Genomic DNA, 18224 nt, shown 5'->3' with positions numbered 1-18224 from the left:
CGCGCGCATCCGCCCTCACCGCCTAACCACCGTCAGCCCCCGGTTCGGTACCTGCGCCCGGATTTCCGGCGAGTACATAGCCTCCACCCGGCTCGGCGGCAGGCCGAAGCTGCCGGTGCCGTTCAGCCGCACCACATAGCTTACCGTGAACCGTCCGGCGGGCACCCAGGCGAAATAGCCCCGCCATGCGTCGCGCCCACGCTCGACATAGCTTGGCTGCACGCCCTCCCCGCCATCGGCGGCCGCGCCGAAGATGGAGGACTGCCCGCCCAGATCGCCGACGATCGTCGCCCCCGGCGGCACCGGATCGCTCACCACCACCCAGTTGCGCTCGGCGGTGGCGTCCACGGTTATGCTGACCTTCATCACGTCGCCGCGCGTGATCCTGTCGGGATGCTTGCGGGAGACGAAGGAGACCGCCTTGGTCATGCGATAACCTGCGAACAGGGGCTGGCGCAGCGGCACGGCGGCGGACACGGACACCGTCGCCCAGGGTCCCGCCCCGCCGCTCTGCGTCAGGCTCAACCGCCCGTTGCTCAACGGCAACCGCAAGGGCGAAGCATCCGCCGCCATCGGCCAGCCCTGGCTGCGCGTCGCATTGCCCAGCGCCACGGTCGTCGTGCCCGTGATTGCGCTTGCCGGATAGAGGCTGGCGAAGCGCCGCGCGACGATCGCGCCCCAGGCGTTTGCCGGGGTCGTGTCCCAATGGCCGCGCTTCTGCCGCTGGGCGACGCCGACCATCATCTTGGCCGCCTCATCCTCCCAGCCGCGCCGTCCGAGCACCGCGTCCATCGCCTTGATCGCCATCTCGTCGCTGCTGACCATCATCCACCAGGGCGCATTGGCCCGGTCGGCCAGGTCCAGCCGCGTCCCTTCATAGACCAGGCGGCTGCGCAACATCTGCTCCGCCGTCGCCCGCATCTGCGCGGCGTTGGCGAGGCCCGGCGTCCGGTCGATGATCGTCATCCAGTCGGCCAGCGTGCCGGTCGGCATGTCGGCCGGCACGAGGTCGATGCCGCCCGCCAGCGCCGGGCTGGACTGGCCATTGCGCGCCAGCGCCGCCAGCGCCGCGACCTTCAGCAGCCGTGCGTCCGCCGGTCCCTCGCCCTCGCGCTCCAGCCTGCCCTCGACCACGGCCTTCATCGCCTCGGTCATCCGCGCCTTCGACGCTTCGGGGATCGCAAAGCCCGCCGCCGCCGTGGCGGACAGCACATAGGCGGTCAGCTCCGGCGATCCGCTCAGCCGGTCGCTGGGGAAATACCGCAGCAGGCCATTGCCATCGAGATAGGTCGGGATCGACCCGGCCAGCGCGCCCCACGACCCCGCATCGCCCAGCGCGATCGCCCGCGACGTCTGCTGTTCGAAGCAATTGAACGGATAGGCCGCCATATAGGCCCGCACGCCCCCTAATGGCGGCGCCAGCGTGTCGGACAGCTTCACGTCGACATAGCCGCCGCCCAGCGCCCCGGCGGGCGCGGCCACCGGCACCGAAGCGCCCGGCCCGACCCGCATCAGCGTCGCCGCCCATATCTCCACCGGCACGGCGGGCACGACATCCTGCGACACGACCACCCGGTCGACCGCCCGCCCGTCCGCCGACTTCGCCTCGACCGTCCAGCCGATCCGGTCGATGCCGGCCGGCGCGCGCAGGTTCCACGTCACCGGCGCGGCCCCGCCCGCCGGGATCGTCACGGTCAGCGGCTTGCCGGTGGCGATGCCGGGATTCAGCTTCACCGTCGCCGTCACCTGCATCGCCCGCGCCGATCCGTTGCGCAGGGTGAAGGTCGATCCGAACCAGTCGCCGCTGCGCACCAGCGGCGGCACCCCGGAATAAATGGTCAGGTCCTGCACCGTCCGTACGCTCGTCTGCCCGGTGCCGAACAGGTCCGCGCCCGACGTCGCAATCGCGACCATGCGGAAGGAGGAAAGATTGTCGGACAGCGGCACCGCGACCCGCGCACGGCCGTTGGCGTCCAGTCTCACCCGGCCCTTCCACAGCAATACGGGGCGGAAATCCTCGCGCGTCACGGCGGACTCATTGCCGCCGCCGCCGCCCGCCTCGACCGCCTTCTTGCCATAATGGCGCTTGCCCACGACCTGCGTCTGCGCGGTGGAGGTGAGGACATCCAGCGTCCGCTCCCCCATCATCGCGTCCAGCAGCTTCCAGCTTTCATTGGGGGCAAGCTGCAACAGCGCCTCGTCCACGGCGGCGAAGGCGATCTCCGCCGACTGCGCCGGTTTGCCGCCCGGCTCCGTCACCGCGACATCGACCTGCGCCGTCTCGCGCACGGCATATTTCGCCTTGTCGGTCTTGACCGCAACGCCCAGGCTATGCCCTTCCCAGCCGACCTGCACCTTGGCCATGCCGATGCGGTAACTTGGCTTGGCGAGGTCGACCAGCGCGGTCGGGCTTGCCCCTTCCCGGCTGAAGAAAGGCAGGTTCCACCGCCGTGCAAGGTCCGCGAACCACAGTTTCCACCCGCCGATCCGCCCGCGCACCGCCATCACCGACACATAGACATCGGGCGCGTAGGATGACGGCATCAGCACTTCCACCACCGGGTCCTTCCCCGACAGGTCGGTGACGAAGCTGGACAGCACGCCCTCCCGCTCCACCGTCACCAGCGCGGTTGCGGACCGGAACGGCATCCGCACCTGGAATTTCGCCGTCTCGCCCGCCTTATAGGCTTTCTGTTCGGGGATCAGGTCCATCCGGTCGCCATTGTCGCCGCCGAACCACCAGTCATCCTCGCCCGCCAGCCAGACGGAGCGCACCGAGCGCGCGACATTGCCCTGCGCGTCGGTGGTGGTCGCGACCACCGTCACCTCGCCGGACAGGCCGGGGTCCATCGCGCAATCGGCCAGCCCTTTTTCATCGGTCTTGGCCGAACAGTCGACATCGACTTTCGTCACCTTCTCCTGATTGTCATAGGCATAGAATCCGCCGATCAGCCGCCGCCGCGCGGTGATGATCTCGCGGCTGTAGAGGGCGACGGCGATCTTCTGTCCCCGGACCGGCTTGCCATCCAGCCCCAGCGCCACGAATTTCAGGCGCAGGTCGCTATCGCGCATCAGCCACCCGTCGGTTTTCATGCCTAGCCGCACCGCGGCGGGGTGCAGGGCGATCCGGCGGCTTGCCGTCAGAGTCTCGCCATTGGCGTCCTGATAATCCATCTCGACGGTCAAGGTCGTTTCATTGTCGATCGGCTGGCCGATCTCGACCGATGTCTGCGCCGTGCCGCCGCCGTTCAGCGTGACGGGCAATGTCTGGGAAAATGGCAGGGGTTGCGTAGGCGCTTCGCCATTATCGTCCAGCCGGGTGATCCCCTCCTTCACCGCCGCGCCGCCGAACGTCCATCCGTCCCATCCGTCCGGCGTCGCGCCGCCGCTGTCGAAGGCGGTACGGATGGAGACCGGCAAGTTCGCCGCCCCGCCGCCGGACAGATAACCGACGAACAGCGACAGCGGCACACTGGACGGGCGCACCACTTCCTCCTTCGGCCCCGTCACCGTGGCGCGCATCGTCGGCAGGCGGAACTCGTCCAGCCGGATCGACTGATTGGTGTAGATCGTCCGGTCGCCAATCATCAGTTGCAGGTCATAATCGCCCATCGGCGCGCCCTGGGGGGCGGTCCACACATTCTCGCCGATCCCGTCCCGGCCGATGGACAGCGGCATGTCGAACTGCGTGTCAGACCCGCGATGCGACAGGCGCAGCGTGCCCTTCAACTCTCCCGCCAGCGTGAAGCCCGTCGCCACCGGACGGCGCAGGATATGCTTCATGTTGACCGTCTCGCCCGCGCGGATCAGCGTCCGGTCGAAAATCGTGTGCACAATGTCGTCGCGCGCCGACCAGCCATAGGGCAGGTCGAAATCATAGGGGCGGATGCCCTGCCCCCAGTCGGTAAGGGTAAAGCTGTAATCGTCCCCGCTGCGCGCCGACACCATCAGGACATGGGTATCACCGTCGCAATTGCCGTAGGTTTCCGGCTCCGGCAGGCCGGACTTGATGAACAGCCGCCCCTGCCCGTCGCTGCGCCCGGCGGCGAATTGCTGGCCGGTGCAGCTATCGGTCACGCGCACGTCCGCGCCCGCCACCGGCTTGCCGCTGTCCAGTGAAGTCACCCAGGCGAGCGATCCCTGCCGCCCCCATTTGAAATGCACCGCCATGTTGGTGACCAGCGCGCCTGCCGCCACATAGCGCGGCTGGTCCCGACCCAGCAGCGCGCGGCCCAGCGCCGGGCTGGCCAGCTCGACCACATAGAATCCGGGCTTGGTCAGCGGAATGCCGACCACCTCGAACTGCTTGCCGCCGCCCGGCAGCGCCAGCTTCATCGCGCTGCCCTTGCCCTCCAGCAGCGATTGGCTGCCGGTGTAATTGACGCTTTTCGTCCCGCCCTTGCCGTCCGGCTCGTCGCGATAATCATCGTCGTCGGCGTCATCCAGCTTGCGCAGCCATTCGGCGACATCCTTGTCCGCATTGGCGACCCGCAGGCTCGCCCCGCCGATGGACGACACGCGCCGCGCCAGTTGCGGCTCGACGGCGCGCACCGTGACGGGCAGGACGCCGCCCTCCTTCGCCTCGACAATGCCGAAGGGCGCGGCGAACTTCACCAGCGGCGGCATATGGTCGAACGCCACCTTCAGCGGGAAACGCTCGGCATTTTCCAGCGCCCGGCCGCTGAAATCCTTCACATCCTTGGGCAGTATGATCTGCGCGCTCACCGCCTCGGGGAATGGCCCCTTGAAGGTGATGTCGGAAATCTCCTGCGCGCTCTTGTCATCGTCTCCGAAGGTCGGCGTGCGGCTCGACCCGTCCGGCAGGGTCAGGCGGATCGCCTCCGCCGTGGCGCGGGGGATGGGCGCGGCGAAACGGACATAGCTGTCCTGCACCGGATTGCATCCCGCGCGCGGATTGACGCGCGGGCATTCGAAGCGGGCGGTGAACGCCTTGCGCACGGTGAAGTCGAACCGCTGGTCGCGCCCGGCCTGCTTGCCATGCGCGTCGGCGATATGGGCGTCCCACACCAGCGCCATGTCGCGGCCGGGCGGCAGAGGGCGGCGGCACTTGACCGCCAGCACCCGCGACAGGCTGTTCGCCCGGTCGGCCGGCGTCGCGGACAGTTTCATCGGCAGCCCGGCATTCTCCAGGAAATTGCGCAGATACCAATTATTGTCGCCAAGGCCCGTCAATATCTGCTCGGAAACCTTGCCCGGCAGCACGTCCAGCGCGATCCGCTCGCCCACGCCATCGACCGCGCAATAGCCATAGGCGCCCACCGACCGCAGGTCCGGCGCGACATTGGTGGCGACCAGGAACACCTGCCCCTCCTCGATGTCGCCATAGCCGCCCGCCAACACCGCCCGCGCGGACGGGCCGCCCGTGTCGATGGTGAAGCTGCGCGTGCCGCCAATCGCGACGCCGCGCGTGCTGGCAAGCCCGTCGCGCAGGGACACGGTGCAGGTGAGGCCGCCGGGCAGTGCCCTCTCGAACTCAAACACATAGGTCTGCTGGTCGGCCCAGCGCCCGGTGGCCGGAACGGGGCATTCCAGCTTCGCGGGGGCGGTCGCGCGCGGGTCGCCCAGCGGCACCATCGCCTCGGAAAAGCGCAGGGTGAACCGCTCGATCGCGCCGCTGCGCGGGTCGCCTGATCCGGGCACCGCCAGCGTCACCTGCGGCGCGACGTCGCTGACGGCGGCCACGGGGAGCAGCGCCAGCATCGTCACCAGCAGCAGCCTGAAAAAGCGCGTCATGCCCGTCTCCCCATCTCCTGCCGCCTTTGTGCGCGCTCTGGCGATTGCAAGCCAGATGAAATCATCCGGCGGCGCGGAAATCGCGGCCATGCCTGACGGGCGGGGCTATCCAGCAACCTGTTGGAAGTGTCGACTTCGTTGGAACGGGAAAAGCTGGATAGTTATGTTATATCAATGATTTAGTATGATTTTATGGCTCCATCAAAATGTCCGGATACCGTCGCATTCGCCCGCGCATTTTTGGACACCAGGAGCGCCGAACAGGAGCGCGCTGGGATTGGGGGTGATTGGCAGGCTTACCCTCCTCCGTTCGGGCTGAGCTTGTCGAAGCCCTGTCCTTTTCTTCAGAAGTGAAGGGCAGTCCTTCGACAAGCTCAGGACGAACGGTCCGATAGTTTGCGCGCTCAGGCCAGCCCAGCGCCCCGCGCCGCGGCGATATAAAACTCCCGCAAGCGCCCCGCGACCGGCCCCGGCTTACCGTCGCCGACTGCCTGCCCGTCAATCTCGACAACCGGCAGCACGAAGGTCGAGGCGCTGGTGATGAACGCCTCCTTCGCCGCCAGTGCCTCCGCGACGCTGAACGCCCGCCGCTCCAGCCCGATGCCCTGCTCCGCCGCCAGCGCCCGCACCGCCGCGCCGGTGCAGCCCGGCAGCACCGCGTGCGAATCCGGCCGCGTCACCAGCACATTCTCCCGCGTCAGGATGAACGCCGTCGACGATGCGCCCTCGGTCACCAGCCCATCCTCGACCATCCAGGCTTCCTGGCACCCGGCGGCGGCGGCCTCCCGTTTCGCCAGCACCTGCGCCAGCAGGGCGGTGCTCTTGATGTCCCGCCGCGCCCAGCGCAGGTCGGGCATCGTCCTGACCCTGATGCCGCTGCGCGCCGCCGGCACGTCGATCAGGTCTTTGTGCTGCACGAACATCACCAGCGTCGGCGCGGTCCCTGGCGCGGGCAGGAAATCCCGCCCGCTCTCCGTCCCCCGCGTCAACTGCACATAGACCAGCCCGCCATCCACGCCATTCCGACGCACCAGCTCCGCCTGCACCGCCGCCACCTCGTCCAGCGCGATCGGCAGCGCGATGCCTAGCTCCCCGGCCGACCGCGCCATTCGGGCAAGGTGCGCGTCATTGTCGATCAGCTTCCCGTCCAGCACCGCCGCGACCTCGTAAATGCCGTCGGCGAACAGGAATCCCCGGTCCAGGACCGAAACCCGCGTCTCGGCGAGCGGCAGATAGTCGCCATTGAGGTAAGCGATGGACACGGGCGCCTCGCTCATGCCGCGCGGCTGCCCAGCAGCTTCTGCCGCCGCCGCTGCACCGATGATCCGATGCCCATCGCCTCGCGATATTTCGCCACTGTCCGCCGGGCGATGTCGAAGCCTTTCTCGCGCAGCATGTCGACCAGCGTGTCGTCGGACAGGATTTTCTTCGGGTCCTCGGCGGAAATCAGCGCCTTGATCTGGCTTTTCACCGCCTCGGCCGACACCGCCTCGCCGCCGTCCGCCGACTGGATCGAGCTGGTGAAGAAATATTTCAGCTCATACAGCCCGCGCGCGCAGGACAGATATTTGTTCGACGTCACCCGGCTGACGGTCGACTCATGCATCTCGATCGCGTCGGCAACCATGCGCAGCGTCAGCGGGCGCAGATGGGCGACGCCCTTGCGGAAAAACTCCTCCTGCTGCTTCACAATCTCGCTCGCCACCTTGATGATCGTTTTCTGCCGCTGGTCCAGCGCCTTCACCAGCCAGTTGGCGCTGGCCAGGCAATCGGCCAGCCACGCCTTCGACGCCTTGTCATGCGCCCCGCCCGCCAGTTCGACATAGTAACTGCGGTTGACCAGCACGCGCGGCAGGGTGGCGGTGTTGATCTCGATCGCCCACCCGTCGGCCCGCGGCGCAACGAACAGGTCGGGCACGACCGCAGGCGCGCTCTCGCCGGAAAAGCGCAGGCCCGGCTTGGGGTCGTATCCGCGCAGTTCCTGGATCATGTCGGCCATATCCTCCTCATCCACGCCGCAGATGCGGCGCAGGTGCGGCAGCGCGCCCTTGGCCAATATGTCCAGATTGTCGAGCAGCCGCGCCATGCACGGGTCGTACCGGTCCGCCTCCTTCGCCTGGATCGCCAGGCACTCTGACAGGCTGCGCGCGCCGACGCCGGACGGGTCGAATGTCTGGATCACCGCCAGCACCCGCTCCACATCGGCCAGGGCCACTTTCAGGTCATAGGCGGTCTGCAACAGGTCCGCCTCCAGATAGCCGGCATCGTCGATCTGCCCGATCAACTGCCCCGCAATCACCAGGTCCATGCCGGACAGTTTCGCGCCGGCCTGCGCCAGCAGATGCTCGTGCAGGCCACCTTCGGGGTTGGCGAAACTGTCAAAATCCGGGCCATCCTCGCTATAGCCGCCGCCCGATTCCATGCCACTCGATCCAAGGCTCCGCTCGGCGCTCGCGATCCGGTCGCCCGGCCCGTCGTCGATGAAGGTCTCGGCGGCATAATCGACGTCCAGCGGGCTGTCCGCCGCACCCATGCCCTGCGCGATCAGGGCGTCGGCCCCGCCCTCCTCGGCCTGCACAGCCAGTTCGCCATTGCCCGCGTCATAGTCGAAGTCCGGCAGGTCGGACATCGGCCCGTCCTCGCCGCCCGCCGCCGGGGCCTCCAGCAGCGGATTCTTCTCCAGCTCACCGGAAATGAAGGTCTCGATCTCCAGATTGGACAGCGCAAGCAGGCGGATCGCCTGCTGCAACTGCGGCGTCATCACCAGAGACTGGCTCTGGCGGATATCGAGGCGGGGACCGAGCGCCATCGGCTAGTGCGCCGTTACGGCCTGGGGGAATGCCCGGCCATCATCGTCAGAGCGAGAAGCTCTCGCCCAGATAGAGGCGGCGGACATCCGCATTGGCGACCAGTTCGGTCGGGCTTCCGGCGAACAGCACCCGGCCGTCATAGATGATGCAGGCGCGGTCGACGATCTCCAGCGTCTCGCGGACATTATGATCAGTGATCAGCACGCCGATGCCGCGCGTCTTGAGCTGTCTCACAAGGTCGCGAATATCGGCGATCGACAGGGGGTCGATGCCCGCAAACGGTTCGTCCAGCAGCACGATGGACGGGCTGGCCGCCAGCGCGCGGGCGATTTCGCACCGCCGCCGCTCGCCGCCGGACAGCGCCATGGCCGACGCCTCGCGCAGCCGCGTCAGGCCGAATTCCTCCAGCAACTGCTCCAGCCGCTCCGCCCGCGCGGCGGCGTTGGGTTCCGCCAGCTCCAGCACGGCGCTGATATTCTGTTCGACCGTCAGGCCGCGAAAGATCGACGTTTCCTGCGGCAGATAGCCGATGCCCAGGATCGCGCGGCGGTACATGGGCAGCGCCGTGATGTCCGCGCCGTCCAGCAATATGCGCCCGCTGTCCGGTTTCACCAGCCCCATGATCGAATAGAAACAGGTGGTCTTGCCCGCGCCGTTCGGCCCCAGCAGCCCGACGACCTCGCCCTTCGCCACGGTCAGCGACACGTCCGCCAGCACGCTGCGCCGTTCATAGCTTTTGGCGATGGAAATCACTGACAGGCCGTCGCTCACCTCCTGCGGGATAGGCGTCGCATGTCTGTCCAGTGTGTCGATATCGCTCATCACCATTCCCTTGCTGACGATATTCCGAACGGTGGAAGTTCGAAGGCCGCGTCGGCTGGCCTAATTTGGCTGGCCCCAATTTGGCAAGCTTTGTGCATGGGGGAAAGCCCCGGACGCGAATTTAATATGATTATTCCCGAATTCCGGGCCTTTGGGCGCTATTGGGGCGTGCGCTGCGGTACGCTGAACGTGCCGGACACACGGCCTGACGAGCTTGACGACGGACCGGCCGCCGATCGGCCGTCCACAGTGGAGCGGCCGGATGTCAGGTCGATGACCAGCCTGCCGCCGGTCAGCCGGTTGGACCCCTGGTTCAGCTCGACATTGCCCAGCATGGTGATCAGGCGGCGGTTGAGGTCATATATGGCGACATTGCCGCGCGCCGTTTCATTGCCCTTCACCACCACGACATTGCCCGATGCGTCGATGCGGTCGACCGTCACATTGCTGGTCGCCGATCCGCCAGCGGGGTTGGATGTCTTGGCGTTGGGATCGTTGCGATAGGCGACCGTCATGCGCGCGGCGTTCAGGGTCAGCCCCGCCTGGTCGACCTCCACCTTGCCGGACAGGACAACGCGGTCGGACCGGTCCTGCACCTCGATGCGGTCGGCGCTGAAATTCACCGGCGCATTGCTGTTGTGATTCTTCATGATCTGCGCGGACGCCGCGCTGCCCGCAACCAGCGCGGACCCGACCAGGAGGAGGGAGAGAGAACGGTTCATCTTCAGCGCCCTTTGAGGCCATTTTGCTCTATGCGCAAGCGCGCGCGGCCGTTCAGCGTCACTGTCCGCCCGGCCATGTCGGCTTCCAGATGGTCGGCGGTGAAGGTCCCCACCGGCATCCGGCCGTCCACCTGGCCCTGGCTGCGCAGCGTGCGCGCTTTCAGGTCGATATTCACGTCGCGGGTCGTCAGGCGATAGCCGCCCGCGGACTGGAACTGCACCGGTCCGTCGACAGCGACCTTCTCCGTCTGCATGTCGTAACGCCCGCGCCGCGCGTCAAGCACCGCCGGGCCATCGGTCAGCAGGATGCGCGCGGACATTTCGTTCAGGTCGACGACGGGCACGGCCGATGTTTTCTGGACGGCGGACCCTGCGCGCAGGGAAAAGGGCTGCCCCTTGCTGTCCTCGCCGCGATACAGCGCCTCGGTCACGCGCATGCGCTCTTTGGCGACTTCGACCTTCTTCTTGTCGAGGACGAAGCTGACCTCGCCGCTGCTGGAGAAAGGCGCGACGGCCAGGAAGGCGGACAGGACGCCGATTCCCACCGGCAGCGCGCCTTTCAGGAACGTCACCAGCCGGTCGTGGCTGCCGCCGGGCAGCGCCCAGTGCTGGCGCGCGCTTCGCTGCTGTTCCGCCTGAAGGGACACGGGCTGCGTCTTGTCCTTACATATGGGCGAAGATGTCGGCTTCCGGCCACCCGGCCAGATCGAGCATCGCGCGGTGGGGCAGGAAATCGAAACAGGCCTGCGCCAGTTCCGCGCGGCCCTCCCGCTGCAGGCGGCGGTCCAGTTCCTCTTTCAGCAGGTGGAGGTAGCGCACGTCGGACGCGGCATAATCCTTCTGCGCGTCGGACAGCACCGGCGCGCCCCAATCGGAACTTTGCTGCTGCTTGCTGATGTCCTGGCCCAGCAATTCGCGCACCAGCTCCTTCAGGCCATGCCGGTCGGTATAGGTGCGGATCAGGCGGGAGGCGATCTTGGTGCAATAGACCGGCGCCGTCAGCACGCCCAGATAATGCTGGAGCGCGGCGATGTCGAACCGGCCGAAATGGAACAGCTTCAACCGGTTCGGATCGGCCATGATGGCTTTCAGGCGCGGCGCGTCATAGGCGCTTCCGGGAGAGAATCGGACAAGATGCTCGTCGCCCTTGCCGTCGCTGATCTGTACGACGCACAGGCGGTCGCGCGGCGTGATAAGGCCCATTGTTTCGGTATCCACGGCGACGGAGCCTTCCGTCAGGACGCCTTCGGGCAGATCTTCTTCATGGAAATAGACTGTCATCATCTTCCCTTAGAGGGCCGAGCGTGACAACTCAATGAACCGTTTTCGGCAGTATCGGCGCGGTATCGGCGCAGGATTGCGGCTGAGGCCGCGTCCGCCGCATCGTCCGCCGCCCGTGCGGCAGATCGTCCGGGGCAGCCAAAACATAAGGCAACACTGGGAAAATTGCGGAAAATCATTCGCTCTTGACTGGAAAGCCGTCTATACTGATTCTCAAACCGTATTCTGCGGCGGATTCTTCATGTCTTTTCGTCCGACATGGTTATCCGGATTTTTCGGCGGGCGAAGCGAAAGTGACTAACAGGGCATGAGTTTTGACAGAGGTCGCCGCGGACGCGGCAAGGACAAGCGGGACGGTTTCGGCGACGAGAGTTTCTATTCCGATCAGGGCGGCGGCGGCGGTGGTTTCCGCGGCGGCGGCTTTGGCGATCGTGGCGGTTTCGGCGGCGGTGGCGGCGGTTTTGGTGACCGCGGCGGTGGTGGCGGCTTCGGCGGCGGCGGCGGTGGTTTCCGCGGCGGCGGCGGTGGCGGCGGCTTTGGTGGTGGCGCTGGCGGCGGCGGTGGCCGCGGCATGCCCGCCCAGGTTGTCGGCGAAGGCAAGGGCGTCGTTAAATTCTTCAACGGGCAGAAGGGCTTCGGCTTCATCGTCCGTGATGATGGCGGCGAGGACGTGTTCGTCCATATCAGCGCTGTCGAGCAGGCTGGCCTGACCGGTCTGGCCGAGGGTCAGCCGCTGGGCTTCACCCTCGTCGATCGCGGCGGCAAGGTGTCGGCGACCGACCTGGTCATCGACGGAGAGCCTCTGCCCGTGACGGATCGCGGCCCCCCGCGCGAACCGCGCGCCGGTGGCTTCGGCGGTCCGGCCGGCGGTGGCGACCGTGGCGGTCCGCAGCGCCAGCTCACCGGTGAGAAGGCCAGCGGCACCGTCAAGTTCTTCAACGCGATGAAGGGCTTCGGCTTCATTCAGCGCGACGATGGACAGCCGGACGCCTTCGTGCACATCAGCGCCGTCGAGCGTGCGGGCATGAGCGCCCTTAACGAAGGCGACCGGCTCGATTTCGAGCTGGAGGTTGACCGCCGCGGCAAATATGCCGCCGTCAATCTGGCGCCGAAGTCGGAATAATCCGGCTAACGGAATGAAAAAAGGGCCGCCAGAAATGGCGGCCCTTTTTGTATGTCTGTGCGGCGGCTGGATTGATCTTGCCAGAAGGACATGTGCTCCTGCGAAAGCAGGAGCCCAGATCAGACGGTGGGACTGGGCTCCTGCTTTCGCAGGAGCACGCCATTTCGGACCGTCAGTTGAGCCCCTGTCGCTTTTCGTTCACCCCTTGCGGCCGGCTTCGAACAGGAACCATGCGCGTTCCTCGGCCTGGTCGGTCCAGTCGTCGATAATGCCTTCGGTCGCATTGTCGCCCGCTTCGGTCGCTGCGGTCTTGGCGGCGCGCAGCGCCTCTACCAGCGCCAGATTGTCCTGGCGCAGCTCCTCCAGCATATCGTCCGGGCTGACATAGTCGGCGTCATTGTCCTTCACCGACTGGTGGCGGCTGATGTCGCCGATCGACCGCAGCGTGACATTGCCGGTCTTGCGCACCCGCTCCGCGATCAGGTCGGTCGTGCCCAGAATCTGCGTCGCCTGATCGTCGAACATCAGGTGATAGTCGCGGAAATGCGGGCCGGAAACATGCCAGTGGAAATTCTTGGTCTTGAAATAGAGCGCATAGCTGTCGGCGAGCACGCCGTTCAGCGCCTCCGCCACGGATTTGGTGGCGTTGCTTTTCAGGTCGGTGGGGGTCTTTAGCTGCTGGGCGGTCATCATATCCTCCTGGTGCGAAAAAGTTTCGCCTACATAATGATCGACTAGCAGGTTGGTGCCATCAAACGGAGCAGAATCGAAGGAGAAACTTCGCTCTGTTTGATCGATATCGTCGATCAGAGCAGGCCGAGCGCCCCAAGCCCCATGGCGGCCCCGGCGATCAGCAACAGGATTCCGCCGATCCGCCGGATCCAGCGCAGCGGCAGACCGATGAAGAATTGCGATTTCAGCAGGATGACGGGAATGCAGGCCAGCGACATGCCCATGCCCGCGCCGATCGCGGTAAGTACCGGATCGGCCGTCCGCGCGGCGATGGCGGCGGTCAGGAACTGGGCGCTGTTGCCGAACGCCAGGATGAACAGGCCAAGCCCGCTGGTCAGTAGCGGCCCGATTCGCCACCCGTTCAGCAGGTCCGGCCGCTTGACCGGCATCAGCAGCCCCACGCCGCCGAACAGGAAGGCGAGGCCGAGCAGCAGGGTGCGGGCGTCCGGCCCGATCGTCTTGGAAAGCAGCCCCCCGGCGATGGCGGACAGCGCGGCGTTGGCGAAGGCGGCCAGGATGATGCCTGCGATCAGCGCCGCGCGGTTGCGATAGCGGACCGACAGGGCAAGCGTCAGCAACTGGCAGCGATCGCCCATCTCGACGAGGAGACAGGCCAGCAGGGCCAATAGCAGCGCGTCCATATTTTAAGGGGGCGTCAGGCGCCCATGCGCACCGACATGGCGGCGAGATAGGCGGTGTTGATTTCCGGCCCCGCCTGTTCGCACCCGGCGGCGTCGCGCATCAGGTCGAGATAGGAGAGAACGACCGGGCCATGGCCGTCCAGCGCAAGCGCGGATTCGAGCATGGAGGCAAGGCGCTCCACCGGCTCCAGGCCGTATGTGCGGGCGATATGGCGGATGCCGTCCACTTCCTCGCACGTCCGGGCGAGGCTGAGATGACCGCGCTGGGCCGCCAGCGAATCGATGCGGTTCACTATGTCTGTGCGGACCATCAGCATGGCGTCATATTTCATCGGCTTAACCCCCCGCCTTCTTCCCCATGCGGGATCATGCGCCGCTATGGTTAAGACAGGGTAAAGAAGCCCGGCTTTCAGGGACAAATCCGGCGGCTGTTGCCGCCTTGCACTGACTCCGACCTTGACAGGCGCGGGAATCTGCAGCAATGGGCAGCGCAGAAACGGGGCGGTCCCATTGGGCCGCCTTTATTTTTCGACAGATTTTTCAAGGATTGGGTCATGGCCAAGCCAGCCACCGTCAAGATCAGACTCGTCAGCACCGCCGAGACCGGCTTCTTCTACGTCACGAAGAAGAACCCGCGCACCAAGACGGAAAAGCTGAGCTTCAAGAAATATGATCCCGTCGCGCGCAAGCATGTCGAGTTCAAGGAAGCCAAGATCAAGTAAGCGCGCGCCGCCCCTTTCGGGGTGACGATGCGGCATGACGAAAAAGGCCCGCTCCGGCATTTCGGAGCGGGCCTTTTCGCATGTCCGTGGATCGGGATTCCCAGGTACCAAGCATGCCCTGAATAAACCGTTCGTCCTGAGTAGCCATTGAGCGAAGCCGAAATGGCATATCGAAGGATCAGCGCTTGGCGCAACGTACTTCGATACGAGCCTTCGACAAGCTCAGTCTCTACTCAGTACGAACGGTTCTAGTGTATTTCAGATACTGCCTTTAGTTGCCCACGGGCTGCGCGTCCGTGCGGCGCACGACGATGGTTGAGGAACGCGGCTGCGCCCCCGCCACCGGCCAGGCGCCTTCGGGATGCTGGATGTTGATGAAGAAGGTCTTGAGGTCCTGCGTATAGGCGATGCCGGTGATCTCGCAGCCGACCGGGCCGACCAGGAAGCGCTTCGACAGCTTCGTGGTCTGGTCGACATGGAACATCGCATTATTCCCGAACACGTCCACCAGCGCCTTGCCTGCGACGCCGGACGTGCTGGTGATGCTGTGGTCGGTCTGCACCCACATGCGGCCCTTCGGGTCAATGCGCAGGCCGTCCGGGCTGGAGAAGGTGTCGCCATTGATGTTGCCGACCAGATTGGCGTTGCCGCCATTGGCCGCGCTCAGCGACGGGTCGCCCGCCAGCACGAAGATTTCCCAGGTGAAGCTCGTCGCCAGCGGAGAATTGGCATTCTCCTTGAACTTGATGATGCTGCCGTTGCGGTTGCCCGTGCGGGGGTTGGCGGCATCGGCGACCTGACGGCTGCTGTTGTTGGTCAGCGTGCAGTATACGGCGCTGTTGTCGGGCGCGACGGTCAGCCATTCCGGGCGGTCCATGATGGTGCCGCCGGCGACGCGGGCGGCCGCCTGCGTACGGATCAGCACGTCGCTCTGGGTGGCGAAGTTCACCGTGACGGGCGTCGCCGGACCCTGGCTGACATTGCCTGGATCGGTCGCGCCGGGGACCAGGCCGTTCTTGCCCTGGGTCAGCTCCCGCCATTCGCCCGAACCGTCGGCGTTGAAGCGCGCGACATAAAGCGTGCCGCTGTCCAGCAGGTCGGTGTTGGCCGCGCGGTTGGTCGAGGAATAGGCGGCCGACGGCACGAACTTGTAAATGCAGCCCGGCGTCGTATCGTCACCCATGTAGAAGGCGACCCGGTTGCTGCTGTCGGCCATATAGGCGACATTTTCATGGCTGAACCGGCCCATCGCCGTGCGCTTCTTGGGCAGGCTGGTCAGCTCGGCATAGGGGTCCAGCTCGACGACCCAGCCATAATCATTGTTGGGCTGCGTCGGGTCGAGATAATTGTTCGTGGTTTCCTCGCACGTCATGTAGGTGCCCCACGGCGTGCGGCCGCTGGAGCAGTTGTTGAGCGTGCCCTTGATGCTGGCCGACAGGGCCGACGCCGCCGGGCCGCTCGGGGTGTAGAAGGAATTGCCGGTGTAGCGCTTGTTATACTTCGAACCGGCCTTCACCGCCCATTTGCCGTCGGCGCCCCTGGCGACTTCGATCACTGATACGCCCACGGCCGACAATGCGAGCAGCTTCTGCTCGGCGGTCGCGGTGGCGGCGTTGTAGCTGCCGGAAAACAGGATGTTATAGTCGGCGACTTCATGGTTGATCGCCAGCAGGCCGCCCGCATTGGGATCGACGCCGACCAGTTCGTAAAATTCCATGCCGTCATGATTGCCGCCGGCCTGCTTTTCGGTCTCGCTGGACGGCTGGAAGCTGCCCTTGTAGCCCGGCGCGCCTGCCTCGACCACATCGCCTGCGGAAAACAGCACGTCGACGGTGTAACCGGCGGGAACGGTCACCTTGTCCTCGCGGCTCGACGCAACGGACGAAAAGGCGATGGCGTAGCTGGCGGTCGGGGTAGGCGTGGGCGCCGGGGTAGGTGCGGGCGCGGGGGTCGACGTGCCGTCATCCTCGCCGCAGGCCGCGAGCGCGCCCATCATCGGCAGGATGGACAGGCCAAGCAGGCCGTTCTTCAGGATCGTGCGGCGGCCGGGATTGTTGGCGACGATCTCCTCCAGGCTCTGGCCCGGCAGGTCGATCGTGGGTTCCAGCGCGCGCCACGGAGCGCGCGCTTCATCGGTAATGTAGGACATGGCATTCCCCCTGATAGGAAATTATGCAGCCGGGCGGATGCCAGGCTCGCGGGGAATGGCATTGGCAGGGGGTAATGACGGGTTCGGGACGGGACCGTGTCGTTTCGCGGTAAGCTAGGTTACAATTCTGTGTCCACCTGCGCCGGGCGGTCGAGCAGGCCGTTCACAACGTCGATGAACTTCATCACCGATATCGGCTTGGAGACATAGGCTTCCGCGCCCGCTTCCCGGATCTGGTCCTCGTCGCCCTTCCCGGCATAGGCGGTGACGGCCATTACCGGCACGGGCGACAATGCCGCATCCTTCTTCAGCGACATGATCAGGTCCAGGCCGCTGACATGCGGCATATGGATGTCCATGACGATCAGGTCGGGCTTGAACGACCGGGCCTGGTCCAGCGCCTCCCGCCCGTCGGATACGCCCAGAGCTTCATGGTCGTGCACGCGCAGCAGGTCGCAGAAAAGTTTCAGATTGAGTTCGTTGTCCTCGACAACGAGCACGCGCTTTGTCACCAGTTGCTCCGAATTATCGACCCGATTGAAGGCCGTACTGGATGCTCCCCGACAAGACAAATGGCAAGATCGCCGATCCCCACACGCTTGCCCTGCTCGCGCTTGGCTGGCTGCTTTCCGACGAGCGGCGGGCGGACCGGTTGTTGGCCCTGACGGGTCTGGACGCTGACGCCCTGCGCGCCGGGATCGGCGATCCCGCGATGCTGGACGCGGTGCTCGGCTTCCTCGAAAGCCATGAACCCGATCTGCTGGCCTGCGCGGAGGCGATCGATGTTCCGCCCGCCGCCCTGGTCAATGCGCGCCGGACCCTTGGCGCATGAACCGGCCGCTGATCATCACGGATTGCGATGAGGTGCTGCTGCACATGGTCGTGCCGTTCCGGGCCTGGCTGGATGAAACGCATGACGTGCATTTCGACATGCGCGGACAGGAATTTACCGACGCGCTGCGCCACAAGAGCAGCGGCATTCCGCTGGAGCGGGAGCTGATCTGGACATTGCTCGTCGAGTTTTTCGACACGGCGATGGATCGCCAGATGCCGATTTCCGGCGCGCTGGAGGCGCTGGCGAACCTGTCGGAGATCGCGGATATCGAGGTGCTCACCAATATCGGCGAGGCGCAGCATCAGGGCCGGATCGCGCAACTGCGCAAGCTCGGCGTTCATCACCGGGTGCACTGGAATCAGGGCGGCAAAGGCCCGCCGCTGGCCGCCATCGTTGCGGAACATCAACCCAGCGTCGCCTTCTTCATCGATGATCTTGGCATTCATCACCAGTCGGTCGCCGACCATGCGCCCGATGTCTGGCGGCTGCATATGGTCGGGGAGCCGGAGATTGCCGTGAATGTGCCGCCAGCGGAGGCCGCCCATGCCCGGATAGACGACTGGGCCAGCGCCGAACAATGGATACGCGCCCGGATTGCGGAGGGGCGGCCACAAGCCGCTTGACCCCCGCCCC

Annotated in this window: 16 protein-coding genes; 4 read left to right on the top strand and 12 right to left on the bottom strand. The window is 65.8% G+C overall.

Annotated features, from left to right (window positions below; genetic code table 11):
• Positions 1–15: 15 nt before the first annotated feature.
• The 7 genes from KFK14_RS00745 to KFK14_RS00715 form a co-directional block, all read right to left on the bottom strand.
• Complete coding sequence (locus tag KFK14_RS00745; RefSeq protein ID WP_212609521.1) at positions 16–5754, bottom strand: alpha-2-macroglobulin family protein; 5739 nt, start codon at positions 5752–5754, stop codon at positions 16–18.
• A 404-nt stretch (positions 5755–6158) separates the two neighbouring features.
• Positions 6159–7016, bottom strand: a complete 858-nt coding sequence (locus KFK14_RS00740) for a D-amino-acid transaminase (protein WP_212610960.1) — start codon at positions 7014–7016, stop codon at positions 6159–6161.
• A gap of 11 nt (positions 7017–7027) precedes the next feature.
• On the bottom strand, positions 7028–8563 hold the full coding sequence (rpoN, locus tag KFK14_RS00735; RefSeq protein WP_212609520.1) for an RNA polymerase factor sigma-54: 1536 nt from the start codon (positions 8561–8563) through the stop codon (positions 7028–7030).
• Positions 8564–8609: 46 nt separating this feature from the next.
• Positions 8610–9386 carry an LPS export ABC transporter ATP-binding protein gene (lptB, locus tag KFK14_RS00730; protein ID WP_070158102.1) on the bottom strand — a complete coding sequence of 259 codons (777 nt, stop codon included), beginning with the start codon at positions 9384–9386 and terminating at the stop codon, positions 8610–8612.
• A gap of 158 nt (positions 9387–9544) precedes the next feature.
• A complete protein-coding gene (locus tag KFK14_RS00725; protein ID WP_070158099.1) occupies positions 9545–10108 on the bottom strand; it encodes an LptA/OstA family protein in 564 nt (187 codons plus the stop codon).
• A 2-nt stretch (positions 10109–10110) separates the two neighbouring features.
• Positions 10111–10755 (bottom strand): LPS export ABC transporter periplasmic protein LptC, encoded by a 645-nt coding sequence (locus KFK14_RS00720; protein ID WP_212609519.1) that lies wholly within the window; start codon positions 10753–10755, stop codon positions 10111–10113.
• A 16-nt stretch (positions 10756–10771) separates the two neighbouring features.
• Positions 10772–11389, bottom strand: coding sequence for a ribonuclease D (locus tag KFK14_RS00715; RefSeq protein ID WP_212610959.1), 618 nt, complete (start codon positions 11387–11389; stop codon positions 10772–10774).
• Positions 11390–11696: 307 nt separating this feature from the next.
• Between KFK14_RS00715 and KFK14_RS24170 the strand changes: the two genes are divergently transcribed.
• Entirely contained in the window at positions 11697–12512 is an 816-nt protein-coding gene (locus KFK14_RS24170; protein WP_212609518.1) for a cold-shock protein, read from the top strand.
• A gap of 198 nt (positions 12513–12710) precedes the next feature.
• Here KFK14_RS24170 and KFK14_RS00705 read toward each other — a convergent pair whose 3' ends face one another.
• From KFK14_RS00705 to KFK14_RS00695, 3 genes are all read right to left on the bottom strand, one after another.
• Positions 12711–13202 carry a Dps family protein gene (locus KFK14_RS00705; RefSeq protein WP_212610958.1) on the bottom strand — a complete coding sequence of 164 codons (492 nt, stop codon included), beginning with the start codon at positions 13200–13202 and terminating at the stop codon, positions 12711–12713.
• A gap of 116 nt (positions 13203–13318) precedes the next feature.
• On the bottom strand, positions 13319–13885 hold the full coding sequence (locus tag KFK14_RS00700; protein ID WP_212609517.1) for a TMEM165/GDT1 family protein: 567 nt from the start codon (positions 13883–13885) through the stop codon (positions 13319–13321).
• A gap of 14 nt (positions 13886–13899) precedes the next feature.
• Positions 13900–14217 (bottom strand): hypothetical protein, encoded by a 318-nt coding sequence (locus KFK14_RS00695; RefSeq protein WP_070157529.1) that lies wholly within the window; start codon positions 14215–14217, stop codon positions 13900–13902.
• Between the two features lie 222 nt (positions 14218–14439).
• Here KFK14_RS00695 and rpmG point away from each other — a divergent pair, with 222 nt between their 5' ends.
• Positions 14440–14607: a 50S ribosomal protein L33 gene (gene rpmG, locus KFK14_RS00690; RefSeq protein ID WP_070157530.1), complete on the top strand. Its 168-nt coding sequence runs from the start codon at positions 14440–14442 to the stop codon at positions 14605–14607.
• Positions 14608–14878: 271 nt separating this feature from the next.
• Here rpmG and KFK14_RS00685 read toward each other — a convergent pair whose 3' ends face one another.
• Together KFK14_RS00685 and KFK14_RS00680 are read right to left on the bottom strand one after the other, a co-directional pair.
• Positions 14879–16756 carry a PhoX family protein gene (locus KFK14_RS00685; RefSeq protein WP_212609516.1) on the bottom strand — a complete coding sequence of 626 codons (1878 nt, stop codon included), beginning with the start codon at positions 16754–16756 and terminating at the stop codon, positions 14879–14881.
• A 119-nt stretch (positions 16757–16875) separates the two neighbouring features.
• Entirely contained in the window at positions 16876–17268 is a 393-nt protein-coding gene (locus KFK14_RS00680) for a response regulator (protein WP_171905907.1), read from the bottom strand.
• Between the two features lie 41 nt (positions 17269–17309).
• Here KFK14_RS00680 and KFK14_RS00675 point away from each other — a divergent pair, with 41 nt between their 5' ends.
• Together KFK14_RS00675 and KFK14_RS00670 are read left to right on the top strand one after the other, a co-directional pair.
• Entirely contained in the window at positions 17310–17588 is a 279-nt protein-coding gene (locus tag KFK14_RS00675; protein ID WP_212609515.1) for a DUF3572 family protein, read from the top strand.
• Entirely contained in the window at positions 17585–18214 is a 630-nt protein-coding gene (locus tag KFK14_RS00670) for a hypothetical protein (protein WP_070157533.1), read from the top strand. The genes KFK14_RS00675 and KFK14_RS00670 overlap by 4 nt, the downstream gene beginning before the upstream one ends.
• Positions 18215–18224 lie beyond the last annotated feature (10 nt).

This window comes from Sphingobium phenoxybenzoativorans (assembly GCF_018286635.1).
Taxonomy (GTDB): Bacteria; Pseudomonadota; Alphaproteobacteria; order Sphingomonadales; family Sphingomonadaceae; genus Sphingobium; species Sphingobium phenoxybenzoativorans.
The sequence above is the reverse complement of the archived record's forward strand: the minus strand, read 5'-3'. Positions and strand labels throughout refer to the sequence as shown.

Bases quoted from the DNA above. Each gene is read 5' to 3' on its own strand.
- KFK14_RS00745 (WP_212609521.1), bottom strand. From the start codon at position 5,754: ATGACGCGCTTTTTCAGGCTGCTGCTGGTGACGATGCTGGCGCTGCTC.
- rpoN (WP_212609520.1), bottom strand. From the start codon at position 8,563: ATGGCGCTCGGTCCCCGCCTCGATATCCGCCAGAGCCAGTCTCTGGTG.
- lptB (WP_070158102.1), bottom strand. From the start codon at position 9,386: ATGAGCGATATCGACACACTGGACAGACATGCGACGCCTATCCCGCAG.
- KFK14_RS00725 (WP_070158099.1), bottom strand. From the start codon at position 10,108: ATGAACCGTTCTCTCTCCCTCCTCCTGGTCGGGTCCGCGCTGGTTGCG.
- KFK14_RS00715 (WP_212610959.1), bottom strand. From the start codon at position 11,389: ATGACAGTCTATTTCCATGAAGAAGATCTGCCCGAAGGCGTCCTGACG.
- KFK14_RS24170 (WP_212609518.1), top strand. From the start codon at position 11,697: ATGAGTTTTGACAGAGGTCGCCGCGGACGCGGCAAGGACAAGCGGGAC.
- KFK14_RS00705 (WP_212610958.1), bottom strand. From the start codon at position 13,202: ATGACCGCCCAGCAGCTAAAGACCCCCACCGACCTGAAAAGCAACGCC.
- KFK14_RS00700 (WP_212609517.1), bottom strand. From the start codon at position 13,885: ATGGACGCGCTGCTATTGGCCCTGCTGGCCTGTCTCCTCGTCGAGATG.
- KFK14_RS00695 (WP_070157529.1), bottom strand. From the start codon at position 14,217: ATGAAATATGACGCCATGCTGATGGTCCGCACAGACATAGTGAACCGC.
- rpmG (WP_070157530.1), top strand. From the start codon at position 14,440: ATGGCCAAGCCAGCCACCGTCAAGATCAGACTCGTCAGCACCGCCGAG.
- KFK14_RS00685 (WP_212609516.1), bottom strand. From the start codon at position 16,756: ATGTCCTACATTACCGATGAAGCGCGCGCTCCGTGGCGCGCGCTGGAA.
- KFK14_RS00675 (WP_212609515.1), top strand. From the start codon at position 17,310: ATGCTCCCCGACAAGACAAATGGCAAGATCGCCGATCCCCACACGCTT.
- KFK14_RS00670 (WP_070157533.1), top strand. From the start codon at position 17,585: ATGAACCGGCCGCTGATCATCACGGATTGCGATGAGGTGCTGCTGCAC.